The sequence below is a fragment of the Clostridium celatum DSM 1785 genome (assembly GCF_000320405.1).
Taxonomy (GTDB): domain Bacteria; phylum Bacillota; class Clostridia; order Clostridiales; family Clostridiaceae; genus Clostridium; species Clostridium celatum.
Genome location: NZ_KB291650.1, coordinates 159,485 through 175,753 on the forward strand (window position 1 = coordinate 159,485; position 16,269 = coordinate 175,753).

Consider the following 16,269-nt stretch of genomic DNA (forward strand, 5'->3'; position numbering starts at 1 on the left):
TTTGTTGTTTTGGCAAGGTACGGAATAGTTCAAAAAATAATATAAAAAATAACAAAAATACATGGATTATGACAAAAAAAGAGAAAAAAATACACATTCAACAGAACTTTAACGCAAAAAACTCTGGCAAATATTCGGATTATATGTTAGAATAATATTCGTTAACTGATGTAAAAGTATGTAAATAGGGGGAATAATAATATGAAAAGTAAAAGATTGATAGCTTTGGTTATTGCAGCTACAATGACTACAGGACTAGCTACATTTCCTACAGAATCTGTAAAAGCAGAGAAAGCGTTAAATGTTGTTATAAGTGAAATTTATGGTGGCGGAGGTAATACTGGTGCCACATTAAAAAATGATTTCATTGAATTATATAATCCTACGGGAGAAGAAATAGATATTACTGGTTGGAAGGTTCAATATGCTTCTAAAACAGGTGAATTTGGAAAGAATGAAACTGAACTTACAGGTAAAATAAAAGCCGGTGGTTATTATCTTATAAAGCAAGCAGCCGGAAGTAATGGAACTGAAGAACTAGAGCATTATGATGCTGAAGGCAATATAGCGATGGCTGGAGCTGAATGTAAGGTAAGAATAGTTAATGCTAATAATGAAGTAATTGACCTTGTTGGTGTTGGATCATCAGCAAATCTTTCGGAAACAGCTCCAACAGTAGCTATGTCTAGTACTACTAGTGTACAACGTAGAGATAATTTAGGTGGAGAATCTGGTGAAACAAATGGTTGGGACACAAATAATAATAGTGCAGATTTTTATGCAGCAGAGCCAACACCAAGAAGTTCTATGTATGAAGTTGAAGAAGAAATTGAAGGTGTAACTTCTATTAAAAATGCTAGAGAATTAGCAGATAAAGAAGAAGTAACAATAAGAGGGGTAGTTTCATTTAATGACAGAAATCAAACTCTTCATATTCAAGATAAGTCAGGAGCAATAGCTATTTCTAATTATTCTAGTAAAATAGATTTTTCTCAAATAGTTGTTGGTGATGAAGTGGAAATTACAGGAACATTAGATACATTTAATAAGTTACGTCAAGTACAGGCTACAGAGTTAGAGGTTATAGCAAAGAAAACTGCACCTACTCCGAAAGAAGTAACTATAAAAGAGTTAAAAGAAAAAAATTATGATTCATATTATGTTGAAATTAAAGGTGCAGTATTAGATACAACAGCAAAAACATTAACTCAAGGTGATAATGTTTTAGATATATACTTCATTCCATCAGGATTAGAAGTACAAACTGGAGATACAGTGGATGTAGTAGGAACAGTTGGGAGATATGGTGATACTGTTCAAATTTATGGTTCATCTTGTACATTTACAAAAGTAGAAGTAGAAACACCAGATGTTCCAGAAGAACCAGAAGTTGATAAAGTTGGACCAACTATAGTTAAGGTTACTCCAGGGAACTCAGCAAATGTAGGAGATAACAGAAGACCAGAAATAACAGCTACATTTGAAGATGAATCAGGTGTAGACATGGAAAGTGTTAAAATGGTGTTTGATGGAAAAGATATTACATCTGCTTTAGTTAAAGAAGAAAACACTGTTAAATATACAGTTAGTGAAGACTTAGAAGATGGAAGACATACTGTTAAGGTTGAAGTAAAAGATACTTTAGGTAATATAACTACAAAAGAATGGAGATTTACTGTAGGAAAGCAAGAAACTAATCTTTACTTTGGACAACTTCACTCACATACAAATTTATCAGATGGGCAAGGAACTATAGATGAAGCTTATACTTATGCTAAAAATATTGCAGGAGTAGATTTCGTAGCTGTTACTGACCATAGTAACTGGTTTGATAATGATACAGCTGCTAATATGGGAGATGGTTCTGCAAGTGAGGAGTGGCAATTAGGATTAGCTACAGCAGATAAATATAACAAAGATGGTGAATTTACTGCTATTTATGGATATGAAATGACTTGGTCAGGTTCAACAGGTGGATATGGTCACATAAATACTTTTAATACACCAGGATTTGAAACTAGAACAAATAAAAATATGAATTTAAAGAATTACTATGAAACTTTAAAGCAGTACCCAGAATCTTTATCTCAATTAAATCACCCAGGAAAAACTTTTGGTAACTTCTCAGATTATGCTCATTATGATGCAGCAATAGATGAAGTTGTTACATTAATAGAAGTTGGTAATGGTGAAGGTGCCATAAGAAGTTCAGGATATTTCCCATCATATGAAGAGTACACAAGAGCTCTTGATAAAGGATGGCATGTATCACCTACAAATAACCAAGATAATCATAAAGGTAAATGGGGTAATGCTAATACTGCAAGAACAGTTGTTGAAGCGTCAGAACTTACAAGAGAAGCTATTTATGAAGCTATAAGTGAAAGAAGAACTTATGCAACAGAGGATGAAAATTTAAGAATTTCATATACTGTAAATGGAAATCCAATGGGATCTATATTAGATGATACAGGTTCTTTAGAATTTAATATTAGCGTTGAAGATATTGATAGTGGAGATAATATCAAAAAGATATCTATTATTGGAGATGGTGGTAAGGTTGTAAAATCAATAGATAATATAAATTCTACAACTAAGGATTGGTCATTTACTTTAGATAATAATGTAAGTTCATACTATTATGTAAGAGTTGATCAAGCTGACCAAGATATTGCCGTAACTGCACCAGTATGGGTTGGAGAAAGAGAAAATGTTGGAATAGAGTCAATTGATTGTGATACAGAACTTGTAGTAGAAAATGAAGAAATAAGCATTGATACAACTGTTTACAATAATGAAGCTACAGAATTAACAGATGTTAAAGTTGAATATTATGTTGATGGAGCTACTGATCCAGAAGTAGTTACTATTGAAAAGATAGAATCTGCTACAGCAGGAAAAGCAACGTTTACTCATAGATTTGAAAAAGCTGGAGAACATAAAATTGATGTAGTAGTTAAAGCAAATATCAATGGAAATGAAAGAGAATTTAAAGGAAGTATAGAGATAAAAGTATCTAAGGCAAGTGCAGTTTCTAAGGTTGTCATTGATGGAGCTCATCAAAATCAATATGTTAGTGGAGATTATTCAGGAAAAATAACTACACTTACAGGTTTAATGACTCAAAATGGTATAAAATCTGTGATTAACAAAGAACCTATTACAGATGAAGTTTTAGAAGGAGCATCATTATTAATACTTTCAGATCCTCAAAGCACAACTAAGGATTCAGTTGGGTTAACTCCACAAAAATATACTGAAGATGAACTTAAAGCTATAGCTAAGTTTGCAGAAAATGGTGGAAATATCATAATAACATCAAAGGCAGATTATGGTGATGGTGTTGGTGAATACGGAAATGCAGCACAAGGAAATTCAGTTCTTGAGGCAATTGGAGCTAAAATTAGATTTAATGATGACCAAGCTACAGATGATGTAGAAAATGGTGGACAAAGCTACAGACTATACTTCAATGATTATAATACTGAAAGTGCATGGTTAGAAGATGTTGATACAAGTAAAAATTATAGCTTCTATAGTGGTTCAACTTTAATTATGCCAGAAGACACTAATAATGTTGAAGTTTTAGTAAGAGGGCATGAAACTACTTATGGTAATGATGCTGATAAGCAAGGAGATGCTACTCCAATTGAGCAAGGAGATGTTGTAGGACTGGCTGTTGAAACTTTAGAAAGTGGAGCAAAGGTATTTGTTTCAGGAGCAACATTCTTCTCGGATTTTGAAATTGATGGATATGTATATTCAAACTTTGATATAACAAGCAAGGTATTAAGAGAATTAGCACCAACACCTGAATTACCAGTTAGCAAAATTGCTGATGTTAGAGTAGATTTAGATGGTGATAATAATCCAGATAGATTTGGTGAAACAGTAGTTGTTGAAGGATATGTTACAGCTGCATCTAATGCGGCGGCACCAGGGAATTCTTTCTTTGATGTAATATATATACAAGATGAAACTGCAGGACTTACTGTATTTGGAGTATCATCAACAGAAGTTAAATTAGGTCAAAAAGTAAAACTTACAGGTAAAGTTTCTTCATACTTAGGAGATGCACAAATTGCTCTTAATAATGAATCTTATGATTTAGAAATAATTGATGAGAACATAAATTTAGTAGCTCCTACTAAGCTTTCAACTGCAGATAGTATGCTTGAAGAAAAAGAAGGGCTATTAGTTCAAGTTTCAGGTACTGTAACTAGAATTGAAGGGCAAAATATTTATGTTAATGATGGAAGTGGTGAATCAAGAGTTTATACTGAAGGATACATCAGAAATAGCCAAAATCCAAGTGTAGCTGATGAATGGAAGTCAAGAATTAAAGTTGGAGATAATGTATCTGCAATAGGGCTTGCATCAGAAGATCCAGAAGGACATAGATTAAGAGTTAGGGATTCAGCAGAAATAGTTGTTTTAGCTGAAGATAAAGTTGATGAAGAAGCAATTGAAAAGGTAGAAGAACTTATATCTAAATTACCTGAAATATCTAATATAACTTTAAATGATAAGCATAGAGTTGCTGCTGCAAGAGCTGCGTATAATGCATTAACTGCAGAAGAAAAAGCTTTAGTATCAGAAAAATTTGTTAAGATGTTAGAAGAAGCAGAAGCTAGAATAGCAGAACTTGAAAAAGAAGAGTCAGAAGAAAATAAACCACAAACTCCAGGTGTTGAAGTTAAACCAGAAGATGAAACAACTAATGGAACAACTGATAATGAAGTAAGTGGTGGAAATACAAGTAAGCCAGGAAATTCTCTTCCAAATACAGGTGGAACTAATACAATTTATGTTGTATTTGGTGCATTAGTATTAGTTGCTGCTGGAGCATTTGCATTATTTAAGAAGAAGAAAAAGTAAATAAAATAAAAAAGAATCTTAGATTAAATCTAAGATTCTTTTTTTTAAATAAAGCTATAATTTGAATTATTCAAATATAAATGCAAATAGTTATTAAAAGATAATTGTATTTACTAAAGTATAATAAATAAAAGAATTTAAGTATGAGATATAATTTTACCTAAATCTTTTAAATCATAGCCACCAATGCCAAGTAATTCATTTTTGAATTTTTCAGATTGAATAATTGAAATAATTGTTTTATATATAGGGTTATTTAAATCATTTTCTTTTATTATTAAATCATATCTTTCTGTTTGAACTGGAATAAAATCTATATTCTCTACCTGCATAGAAGCCTTTTTATTACCGATTCCAACATTGGCATCCCCTCTGGCAACTTTACTTGCAACAGCTAAATGAGATGTTTCTTCGTTATAATATCCATTTATATTATCTGAATTTATTTTTAATAATCTAAGTTTTTCATCAAGTAATACTCTAACTCCACTTCCTTTTTCTCTATTCACAAATTTTACATTTTTATTAAGTAAATCTTCAAAAGAGCTTATATTTAGAGGGTTTCCTTTAGTTACATAAAAGCCTTGTAATCTATAAGCTAAATTTATAATTACACAAGGAATACCTGGAAGAAGTCTTTTAACATAATTAATGTTATAATCATCATTATCTCCATCCCAAAGATGGCAAGAAGCAATAGATACTTTGTTATTATATAAATCATATAAACCGTTATAACTACCTTTATAAGAACGAAGTACATTTAAATCAGGTATAACTTCTTCTATGTATCTAGCTAATATATCTAATATAATATCTTGGCCAGCAATAATTAGATCGGTATGAGATTTATTGTTTAGTGAAATATTATTATTATCATTTGAAAAACTATATGTAGAAATATCATTTTTGTAAGCGTTGGATAGTTTTATATTATTTTTCTGCGAATTAATATAGTCTTCAACGTCATGCTTATCTATTCTAATTTTTTTGCCTATTTTATAACTAGGTATTTCACCACGTTTTATAAGCTCATAAACAGTGTTTTTTGTTATTTTTAATAATTCTGCAACTTCTAACGGTGTTAAAGAAGATTCTAAGTTCATATTATCCCTCCTATTAGAATAATTTTAACATTATTTATAAATTAATTCTAGAATGTAAAGTGCTATATTGCTAATAAGAATATATTATGGTAACATTTAATATGTATTAAACGTGACAAAACATTATAAAACGTAACAAAAAATGATTAAAAGGAGAAGGTGGAATGAAAAAAAGATTTAAAGTGTTAAGTTTATTATTAGGATGTAGTTTGTTTTTAGTTGGATGTGGAAATAAAAATACCAATGAAAATACAACTGTAGATGACAGTAAAAATAAAAGTGTAGAGTTGAATATTTCTGCTGCAGCTAGTTTAAAGGAAGTAATGGCAGAACTTGAAACAGAGTATAATAAAGTTAATGAAAATGTAAAATTAGTAGTTAATTATGGATCATCAGGATCTCTTCAACAACAAATAGAACAAGGAGCACCTTGTGATTTATTTATTTCAGCAGGACAAACACAAATGAATAATTTAAAGAATGAAAATTTACTTTTAGATGAAACTACTAAAGATTTAGTAGAAAATGAATTAGTTTTAGTTAAAGCAGAAGGTATAGAAATTGAAAATTTTGATGACTTAAATAGTGATAAGATTAATAAAATTGCAGTAGGAGAGCCAAGTAGTGTTCCAGCAGGTAAATATGCTGATGAAGTATTAGTCAATACAGGAATTAAAGAAAAAATTGCTGACAAACTAGTATTTGCAAAAGATGTTAAAGAAGTATTAGCTTGGGTTGCATCAGGAAATGCAGATGTTGGCTTTGTATATTTAAGTGATGCTTTAAGTAGTGATAAAGTCACTATAGTAGAAAATGTTCAGGTAAATGAGCATACTCCAATTACTTATCCAGTTTCTGTTATAAAAGATTCTAAAAATATAGATGAAGCAAAAGCATTTGAGGATTTCTTATTTAGCAGTACAGCACAAGATATATTTGAAAAGTATGGATATAAAGGACTTTAAGGTTAAAAAATATATTAATAAAATTTAAAGGCATAAGGAGTATATTAAGGTATACTAAATAAGTGTATTTTAATATATTCCTATTAATTATATAAAGTTTAATAAGAAAGAAAAGGTAGATTATATGGATTTTTCACCATTATGGATATCGTTAAAAACAGCATTTGTTGCTACAGTTATTACATTTATAATAGGCATAGTTATATCTTATAAGATGGCAAATTATAGGGGGAAAGGAAGAGGGATAATAGATGGAATATTTACCCTTCCACTTATATTACCCCCAACAGTTGTAGGATTTTTTTTATTGCTTATATGTGGGAAAAATGGCGTTATAGGAAAAATAATAATGAGTTTTGATAAAAATATTATATTTACATGGAGTGCAACTGTTATTGCTGCAACAGTAGTTTCTTTTCCTATGATGTATAGGACATGTCGTTCTGCTTTTGAGCAAATAGATAAAAATATGATATTAGCAGCAAGAACCTTAGGATTAAGTGAAAGCAAGATATTTTTTAAAATTGCAATTCCGTTAGCTTGGCCAGGAATAATTGGAGGATTAGTTTTAAGTTTTGCAAGAGCACTTGGGGAATTTGGAGCAACATTAATGATAGCAGGAAATATACCAGGAAAAACTCAAACAATGCCTGTAGCGATATTTTTTGCTGTTGAGGGTGGAGATATGAATAAAGCTTTATTATGGGTACTAATAATAGTTGCCATATCTTTTATAATGATATTTTTACTAAATTTTTGGAGTGATAAACAACAAAAGCTTATAGGTAATAGGAGAAAATAATATGAGTTTATATATAGATATTAATAAGAATTTATCCTCTTTTAAACTAGATGTTTTTATGGAGGGAAATGGAGAAATAATAGGGTTTTTAGGGGCATCTGGCTCAGGAAAAAGTATGACATTAAAATGTATTGCAGGATTAGAAAAGCCAAGCTCTGGAAAAATAATAATAAATGATAAGGTTTTGTATGATAGTGAAAAGGGGATAAATATAAAAACCCAAGAAAGAAAAGTAGGATTTTTATTTCAAAATTATGCTTTATTTCCTCATATGACTATTAAGGAAAATATAGAAATTGGTTTGGGAAGTATAGATAAAAAAGAAAAGAGTAGATTATCTGCTACATATATTAAGAAGTTTAATTTAGAGGGATTGGAAAAAAGATATCCATGGCAGTTATCAGGAGGACAACAGCAAAGAGTTGCGTTAGCTAGAGCACTTATAACTTCACCAGAAATATTGTTATTAGATGAACCATTTTCTGCTTTAGATAATTATTTAAGAACTAATATGGAAAGAGAATTAGTGGAACTTTTAAAAGATTTTAAAGGAACAGTTATTTTTGTAACTCATGATATAGAGGAAGCATTTAGAGTTAGTGATAAAATTATTGTTTTTGATAATGGAAAAGCAAATAATATTAGAAATAAAAATCAGTTATTTGAAACACCAAGTTCATTGGCTGAAGCGAAGCTCACAGGGTGTAAAAATATAAGTAAAGCTAAAAAGATAGATAGTAAAACTATATTTGCAGAGGAGTGGGGTGTTAAATTAAATACTTTAAATGAGTTAGATAAAGAAGTGAATTATATTGCAATAAGATCACATAATATAAAATTATATACTGAAGATAGGAATATAAATGGATTTGAAAATATATTAGCAAAAGAAGATTATCAAAAGTCACAAAATGTTATAGATGTAAGAATAGAAAATATTATAGAGAACCCTTTTAATTACACAATATATGTTAAGGCGATAAATGGCAATTGTGATAAATTAATTAACTATACAATAAATAAAGAAGAGATGAAATTTAAAATTAATGATATAATAAAAATTGTACTGGAGAGTGAATATTTATTTTGTTTTTAATTTTAGTTTCCGTATGGGTAAACACCTTAGGAAAATACTCCTAAGGTGTTTTTGAATTTTAAATATTGTTGTACAAATTATAGGGGGATGGAATGTATAAAAATATTATTTTTGATTTAGGAAATGTAGTTTTAAATTATAATCCAGAGGAATATTTAATAAAAAAAATAAATGACAAGAATAAAGTAGAAATTGCATTAAATAATATTTTTAAAAGTAATGAATGGAAAATGCTAGATAGAGGTATAATTACTGAAGAAGAAGCAAAAAGAGTAATAAAGAACAGGGTAATAGATAATTCAGAAATAATTGATTTAGCTTTTGAAAATTGGTATGATATGTTAAGACCTATAGAGGAAACAATAGAGTTAATAAATAAATTAAAGAAAAATGGTTATAAGATTTATTATTTATCTAATTTTCATAGTAAAGCTTTTGAAGAGGTTACTAATAAAAATAAAGTTTTTGAAGAGTTTTATGGTGGCATAGTGTCTTTTAAAGAGAAATTATTAAAGCCAGAAAAAGAAATATATATGAAACTTTTAGAAGAATATAATCTGAATCCTGAAGAATGTATATTTATAGATGATATGTTAATAAATATTGAAGGTGCTAAAGCGGTTAATATAAAAGGAATACAATTTATAAGTACAAAAGATTTGATATATAAACTAAGAGAATGTGGGGTTGAAATATGAGTATAGTATTAGAAGCTTGTGTAGGTTGTTATGAAGATGCAAAAAAGGCAGTAGAAAGAGGAGCAAATAGAATAGAACTTTGTGATAACTTAAAAGAGGGGGGGACTACACCTTCTTATGGAACGATAAATTTAGCGTGTAAGAATTTTGATATACCTGTTGCAGTTATAATTAGACCAAGAGGTGGAAATTTTGTTTATAGCGATGATGAATTTGAAATAATGAAAAAAGATATAGAAATCTGTAGGGAACTTGGTGCTTATGCTGTTGTTTTTGGAATATTAACTAAGGATAATAAAATTGATATTGAAAGAAATAGAGAACTTATTAATTTATCAAAAGGACTTAAAGTAACTTTCCATATGGCTTTTGATGAAATAGAAAATAAGGTAGAAGCTATTGAAACTCTTATTGATTTAGGGGTAGATAGAATTTTAACTAAAGGTTGTAAAACTAGTGCTTTAGATGGAAAGGATATTTTAAAAAATCTTGTACAAATAAGTAATGGTAGAATTGAAATATTAATAGGTGGCTCAGTAACAAAAAATAATTACAAAGAACTTGTAGAGTATATAGGATGTAATGAGGCTCAGGGTAGCAGAATAGTTTAATGTAATTAATGTTTAAGGCTGAAAGTGTTAATAGTTAATAAAGGATGTTATTTTTCTATAAATATAACATTTTGGAAATAATTTATTTGATTAAATATATATATCGATTTGTTAACTAAAATAGGATCCATTAAGAAATTAAGTATGTAGAAAATAAATTTATTAAAGTGGAGGGAATACTTGCAATGAACTACAGAATTAATTATATAAATTTTAAGTTAAATTGCAATAAACCCAAAACTTTAATAAATTATTTTCTTATAACTTTTTCTTAAAGAAAATTTCACCAACACCATCATCATTAATTCCACATAACATACCACATTCAATAAATCCCATTTTTAAATGCCATTTTTGAGGGGAAAGCGCATCTGTCATAGTAGAGCTCAAAAGGGTGTCTTGTCCATTTTCTTTTAGATAATCTTCCAAGAATGATAACATTTTTTTGCCGATTCCAGTAGATCTAAAATCCTTTTTTATTACTATATAGCTTATAAAAGGAAGATGAGTCCAAATATACTCAAGTTTTAGACAACCTATAATTTCATTATTAAATTCAGCAACTATAACTTCTTTCATAGAAATTTTATTTTCTATAATAGCGATGTTTTTATGTAGGTCCAATTCTACACAATGATGTAAATCCTCAATATTTGCAAATCTTATTTTTATACCCATAGTAAATAACCTCCTAAAATAGTATATAATACATAATTATAAAACATTTACAATAAATAAGGAATGTTAAAATAATAAATTAAAATATGAAAAAGTAATAGTATTAAATTAGTTATATAAAAATACTTGAATAAATATAATATGCTTTAAGTATTTAGTAATAAAGAAACTGTAAGAAAAGTTACAAAAGCATTTCTAAATGTGATAAGAATATAAGGTATAAACTTATAAATTTTACAAGTCTTATAGTTAAATGTAGCTTGGAAAATATAAAAAATCCTAAAATAATATATGAAAGAGTTTAAAGAAGGGCGTAGAAGAATATGTTTGTAAGAATGTAGTTATAATATAGAAATTTTTATTGAACAAGTATAAAATATTTATATAAATATTTTATACTTGTTTTTATCGAAATAAAAATTGGTATAAAGATAAAATTATATATAGGAATAGGAAAAGGAATTTTTATTATGAAAAGAGAATTGACAGTATATGAATTAGGTAAACTACTTAAGGAAATTACAGAAAAAACAAAAGTAGAATTGTTAGTTAAAAGAAAGCTAAGTGGAGGATTTATAACTATAAAGGGTGAAACAAGAGTTTTGAATGCACCAACAGAACAGAAAACCTTAAAGGGAAATAATATTATAAGTTTAAGTGTTAAAAATAAAGAGAATGGAGAAATGGTAATTAAGCTTACAGGAATAAAAAATTCTAAGTTTTCTGTAGAAGTAGCACCAACAAGATATAAAGAGATAAATATTGGTGGACTATCTATGGATAAGATTAAAGAGAGTGATGAAGAGTGTAAGGTTAAAATTGATGAAGATTTAATATTTACAGTTCATGAGTCAAGTAGAGAAATAGAAAAATTACTTGAAGAATAGTAAATTTATAAAGTATTATAAAATTTATATGGGTTTGCATCAATAGCTATATCAAATTTATTTTAGTTATAGACTAAATAGATTTTGATATAGTTATTTTAATGTATAATAATAGTATTTTTATAGTTAAATACATGATAAAATAATGTGTTGAATTAACTTTTAACAATAGAAAAAAAGTAGGGAGGAATAATATATGCTAATTAGCAAGGAAAAGAGTTTTTATAAGTTAATAATAAGTATTGCATTGCCAATAGCAGTACAAAATTTAATAACATTTGCAGTAAGTATGATAGATACTATGATGCTTGGTTCTTTGGGGGAAGTTGAGCTATCTGCAGCTGCTATTGGAAATAATTTATTTTTTGTTTTGATGGTTTTGTTATTTGGACTAGCTGGAGGATCAAATATACTTATATCTCAATATTGGGGGAAAGGTGAAGTTAATGCAATACATAAAATACTTTCAATAATGTATAGAGGATGCTTAATAATTGCAGCAATATTTATAGGGATTGCTATGATATTACCAGAATTCTTTATGAAAATATATACAAGTGATATTAGAGTAATAGAAGCTGGTGTTACATATTTAAGAATTGTATCAATTGGATATATATTTTATGCTATAACCAACTGTACTATTATGATGTTACGTTCTGTAAAAACTGTAAGGATTTCTTTGGTTGTTTATATATCATCATTAATAGTTAATGCCTTATTTAATTATATTTTGATTTTTGGTAAATTTGGCATGCCAAGACTAGGAGTGATGGGGGCAGCTATTGCTACAGTAATAGCTAGAATAACAGAATTTATCATAGTTATTATTTTTATGATTGTATTTGAGGAAAAAATTAATCTTAGAATAAAGCATTTAGTTAAAATAGACAAGCTTATGCTAAAAGATTTCATAAGTAATTGTACTCCTGTATTGTTCAATGAATTCCTATGGTCAACAGGTTCAACTATGATTTCTATAATTATAGGGAGACTAGGAACAGAAACAGTTGCTGCTAATAGTATAAGTAATGTTGTTTTTCAATTTGTGACAGTATTTATATTTGGTCTTTCTAATGCAACCTCAGTGATTATAGGAAATACAATTGGTGAGGGGCGAAATGAAAAAGCTAAAGAGTATGCTAATACAGTAGGAGTTTTAAGTTTAATAATGGGAATTATGGCGGCAATGGTAATAGGAATCATTAGACCTATAGTTGTTGATTTTTACAATGTTTCAGAAAGTACTAAGAATATAGCTATGAATATTATGTCAGCAATGAGTATTATAGTGATATTTCAAAGCTATGGAATTACTCTGATGATGGGAGTTTTAAGAGGGGGTGGAGATGCTAAGTTTGTTTTAATTAATGATATTGTATTCTTATGGCTTGTGGCTATTCCTTGTGGGTTTTTAGCAGCTTTTATATTTAATTGGCCTATTGCAGTAGTTTTCTTTATTTTAAAAAGTGATGAAATAATAAAATCTATAATAGCTGTAATAAGGGTTCTAAGCGGAAAATGGGTAAGAAATGTAACTAGGGATTTTTAAATGAACATAATATATTGAGAATTTTCTTGAGAAAATAAGGAAAGATTTATTTTAGTGGTTTATATTTCTAGTATTCTTATATGCTAATATGCACAATATAAATTTAACTAAGTTTTTATAAATATAAAATTAGTAACTTAGGTAAATTAAATTACATAGGAGCCCTATAGGGGAAATTTAGAATTAATATTAAAAGAGAGGTGAAAATATTGGCTAAGAATAGAAATGAAAAGAAGCCCAAAACTGCTAAAAAGGCAAAAACTAAAATAGTAAATAATGCTGAAAATCGGTAGGTTAAAGTTATAATTAAGTATGGCTATATCAGAATTAACTATAAATATATACAAATTAAGATGCAACTAGTTTGCTTCATAATTTAGTTGAATTATTTATATATAGATATTTTGATATAGCCTAATTTTTTTTTATTAATATTATTTAGTTTATCTATGTTTAATATAAATGATTATTCTATTACATTTTTTTATAAAATCACTTCCTTTGTAGTATATTTTTTATATAAAAATTATATTTGCAAGGTATTTTAGGCGTTTTTTGTAAAATATGATATAATAAATTTAAAATTCCTAGAAAAGAAGGAGAAAGTATGAGTAAGATTTTAGTATTGGCAGAAAAGCCATCAGTAGGTAGAGATTTAGCAAAGGTTTTAAAATGTAATAGTAATAAAGGTTCATATATAGAAGGAAGCAAATATATTGTAACTTGGGCTATGGGACATTTGGTTGGACTTATGGATCCGGAAGGGTATGATAATAAATATAAAGAGTGGAAAATGGATACACTTCCAATGTTGCCTAAACACATGAAATTAGTAGTGTTAAAAAAGACTGGGAAACAATTTAATGAAGTAAAAAGACTTATGAATAGAGATGATGTAGTTGAAATAGTAATAGCAACAGATGCAGGGAGAGAGGGAGAACTTGTTGCAAGATGGATTATAGAAAAAGCAGGAGTTCATAAGCCACTTAAAAGATTATGGATTTCATCTCAAACTGATAAGGCAATTTTAGATGGCTTTAAAAATTTAAAGGATGGAAAAGCATATGAAAATCTTTATAGAGCAGCTGTTTGTAGAGCAGAAGCAGATTGGTTAGTAGGTTTAAATGTAACAAGAGCTTTAACTTGTAAATATAATGCTCAATTATCTGCTGGTAGAGTTCAATCACCAACTCTTGCTATGATAGTTCAAAGAGAGGAAGAAATCAAAAACTTTAAACCAAAAACTTATTATACAATAAGTGCAAAAACTAAAGGATATAATTTGGCGTGGGTCAACAAAGATAACAATAGTAGAATTTTTGATGAAGAATTTGCAAATAAAATTGTTTATAAAATAAAGAATGCAGAAGGTGAAATAGTAAATATAAGTTCTAGCAATAAGAAAAAATTTGCACCGGCTCTTTATGATTTAACAGAACTTCAAAGAGATGCTAATAAAATATTTGGATATTCAGCAAAGCAAACATTAAATATAATGCAAAGGCTTTATGAAAATCATAAGATATTAACATACCCAAGAACTGATTCAAGATATATTACAACAGATATAGTTGCAACCATTCCAGATAGACTTAAAGCAATTGCAATAGGAGAATATAGAATAACTGCAAATGAGTTATTAAAAACAAAAGTTAATGGAAACAAATCTTTTGTAGATAATTCCAAGGTAAGTGATCATCATGCTATAATTCCAACAGAAGAAAAACCAAATTTATCTAATCTTACTTCGGAAGAAAGAAAAATTTACGACTTGGTAGTTAAGAGATTTCTAAGTGTTCTTTTACCACCTTTTGAATACACTCAAACTACTATTGAGGGATCAGTTGAAAATGAAAGATTTATAGCAAAAGGTAAAGTTATATTATCTAAAGGATGGAAAAAACTTTATGATAAGTTAGAAGAGGAAAATCTAGAAGATGATATAAGAGAGCAGGTATTACCTAAGGTTAATAAAGGAGATAGATTTACTATAGAAAATGTTTCGATAAATAAAGGTACAACTAAACCTCCAGCAAGGTTTAATGAAGGTACGTTATTATCAGCTATGGAAAATCCACATAAATATATTAATGTAGGAAAGGATGCAGCTAAAACTTTAGGGGAAACAGGTGGACTTGGTACTGTTGCAACTAGAGCTGATATAATAGAAAAATTATTTAATTCATTTGTTATTGAAAAGAGAGGTAAAGAAATAATACCAACATCTAAGGGGAATCAACTTATAGAACTTGTACCAGCAGAATTAAAATCTCCTATTTTAACTGCAAGATGGGAAAGACAATTAGATGAAATAGCAAAAGGGAAAAGAGAATGGAGTAGTTTTATTAAGGAGATGAAAAATTATTCTGTAGCTCTTGTTGAAGATGTAAAGGGAGCAAATAGTAAATTTGTCCATGATAATAAAACAGGTAAAAAGTGCCCTAATTGTGGAAAGTATCTTTTAGAAGTTAAGGGCAAGAATGGAACTATGAATGTTTGCCAAGATAGAGAATGTGGATATAGAGAAAATGTTGCGAGAGTTACCAATGCAAGATGTCCTGAATGTAAAAAGAAATTAGAAGTTAGAGGACAGGGGGAAGGAAAGATATACGTTTGTACTGGATCTAATTGTAATTTCAGAGAAAAAGCATCTCAATTTGAAAAAAGATTTGATAAAAAAGGTAAAGTTGATAAAAGAGAAGTACAAAAGATAATGAAGAAAATGCAAAAGGAAAATGAAGAAGTTAATGATAATCCATTTGCGGCATTACTTGGAAATATGGATTTTGATGATAAATAATTAAATATTAAGTATAGAACTTTTATATAAAGTTAAGAGTTAATTAATATTAGAATAGATTTTATATAAAATATTTTTTAGGATTTATTTTTATTAACTCTTGACTTTTAAATAAAGAAGATTTATATATATTAAATAAAAAATGTAGTAAAGATAGTAATATAATTAATTTTTGGAACAATGTGAAAAATAAGTG

11 protein-coding genes are annotated in these 16,269 nt (G+C 28.3%); 9 read left to right on the forward strand and 2 right to left on the reverse strand.

Features of this window, described 5'->3' with window-relative positions; translation table 11 throughout:
- Positions 1-201 precede the first annotated feature (201 nt).
- A complete protein-coding gene (locus HMPREF0216_RS10300) occupies positions 202-4,878 on the forward strand; it encodes a CehA/McbA family metallohydrolase (protein ID WP_005214006.1) in 4,677 nt (1,558 codons plus the stop codon).
- Positions 4,879-5,015: 137 nt separating this feature from the next.
- Here the strand turns inward: HMPREF0216_RS10300 and HMPREF0216_RS10305 are convergent, their stop codons facing one another.
- Positions 5,016-5,984 (reverse strand): substrate-binding domain-containing protein, encoded by a 969-nt coding sequence (locus HMPREF0216_RS10305; RefSeq protein WP_005214007.1) that lies wholly within the window; start codon positions 5,982-5,984, stop codon positions 5,016-5,018.
- A 164-nt stretch (positions 5,985-6,148) separates the two neighbouring features.
- On the opposite strand from HMPREF0216_RS10305, the gene modA reads away from it, so the two are divergent.
- From modA to HMPREF0216_RS10330, 5 genes are all read left to right on the forward strand, one after another.
- Positions 6,149-6,949, forward strand: coding sequence for a molybdate ABC transporter substrate-binding protein (gene modA, locus HMPREF0216_RS10310; RefSeq protein WP_005214008.1), 801 nt, complete (start codon positions 6,149-6,151; stop codon positions 6,947-6,949).
- Between the two features lie 124 nt (positions 6,950-7,073).
- Entirely contained in the window at positions 7,074-7,751 is a 678-nt protein-coding gene (gene modB / locus HMPREF0216_RS10315; protein ID WP_005214009.1) for a molybdate ABC transporter permease subunit, read from the forward strand.
- A gap of 1 nt (position 7,752) precedes the next feature.
- Positions 7,753-8,847: a sulfate/molybdate ABC transporter ATP-binding protein gene (locus HMPREF0216_RS10320; RefSeq protein WP_005214010.1), complete on the forward strand. Its 1,095-nt coding sequence runs from the start codon at positions 7,753-7,755 to the stop codon at positions 8,845-8,847.
- A 92-nt stretch (positions 8,848-8,939) separates the two neighbouring features.
- Positions 8,940-9,545: an HAD family hydrolase gene (locus HMPREF0216_RS10325; RefSeq protein ID WP_005214011.1), complete on the forward strand. Its 606-nt coding sequence runs from the start codon at positions 8,940-8,942 to the stop codon at positions 9,543-9,545.
- Positions 9,542-10,156 carry a copper homeostasis protein CutC gene (locus HMPREF0216_RS10330; RefSeq protein ID WP_005214012.1) on the forward strand — a complete coding sequence of 205 codons (615 nt, stop codon included), beginning with the start codon at positions 9,542-9,544 and terminating at the stop codon, positions 10,154-10,156. Before HMPREF0216_RS10325 ends, HMPREF0216_RS10330 begins: the two co-directional genes overlap by 4 nt.
- A gap of 258 nt (positions 10,157-10,414) precedes the next feature.
- Here the strand turns inward: HMPREF0216_RS10330 and HMPREF0216_RS10335 are convergent, their stop codons facing one another.
- Positions 10,415-10,834 (reverse strand): GNAT family N-acetyltransferase, encoded by a 420-nt coding sequence (locus HMPREF0216_RS10335; protein WP_005214013.1) that lies wholly within the window; start codon positions 10,832-10,834, stop codon positions 10,415-10,417.
- A gap of 470 nt (positions 10,835-11,304) precedes the next feature.
- Between HMPREF0216_RS10335 and HMPREF0216_RS10340 the strand changes: the two genes are divergently transcribed.
- From HMPREF0216_RS10340 to HMPREF0216_RS10350, 3 genes are all read left to right on the forward strand, one after another.
- Positions 11,305-11,721, forward strand: coding sequence for a hypothetical protein (locus tag HMPREF0216_RS10340; RefSeq protein ID WP_005214014.1), 417 nt, complete (start codon positions 11,305-11,307; stop codon positions 11,719-11,721).
- 196 nt (positions 11,722-11,917) lie between these two features.
- Complete coding sequence (locus HMPREF0216_RS10345; protein WP_005214015.1) at positions 11,918-13,273, forward strand: MATE family efflux transporter; 1,356 nt, start codon at positions 11,918-11,920, stop codon at positions 13,271-13,273.
- A 607-nt stretch (positions 13,274-13,880) separates the two neighbouring features.
- Entirely contained in the window at positions 13,881-16,073 is a 2,193-nt protein-coding gene (locus HMPREF0216_RS10350; protein ID WP_005214016.1) for a DNA topoisomerase III, read from the forward strand.
- Positions 16,074-16,269: the final 196 nt, after the last annotated feature.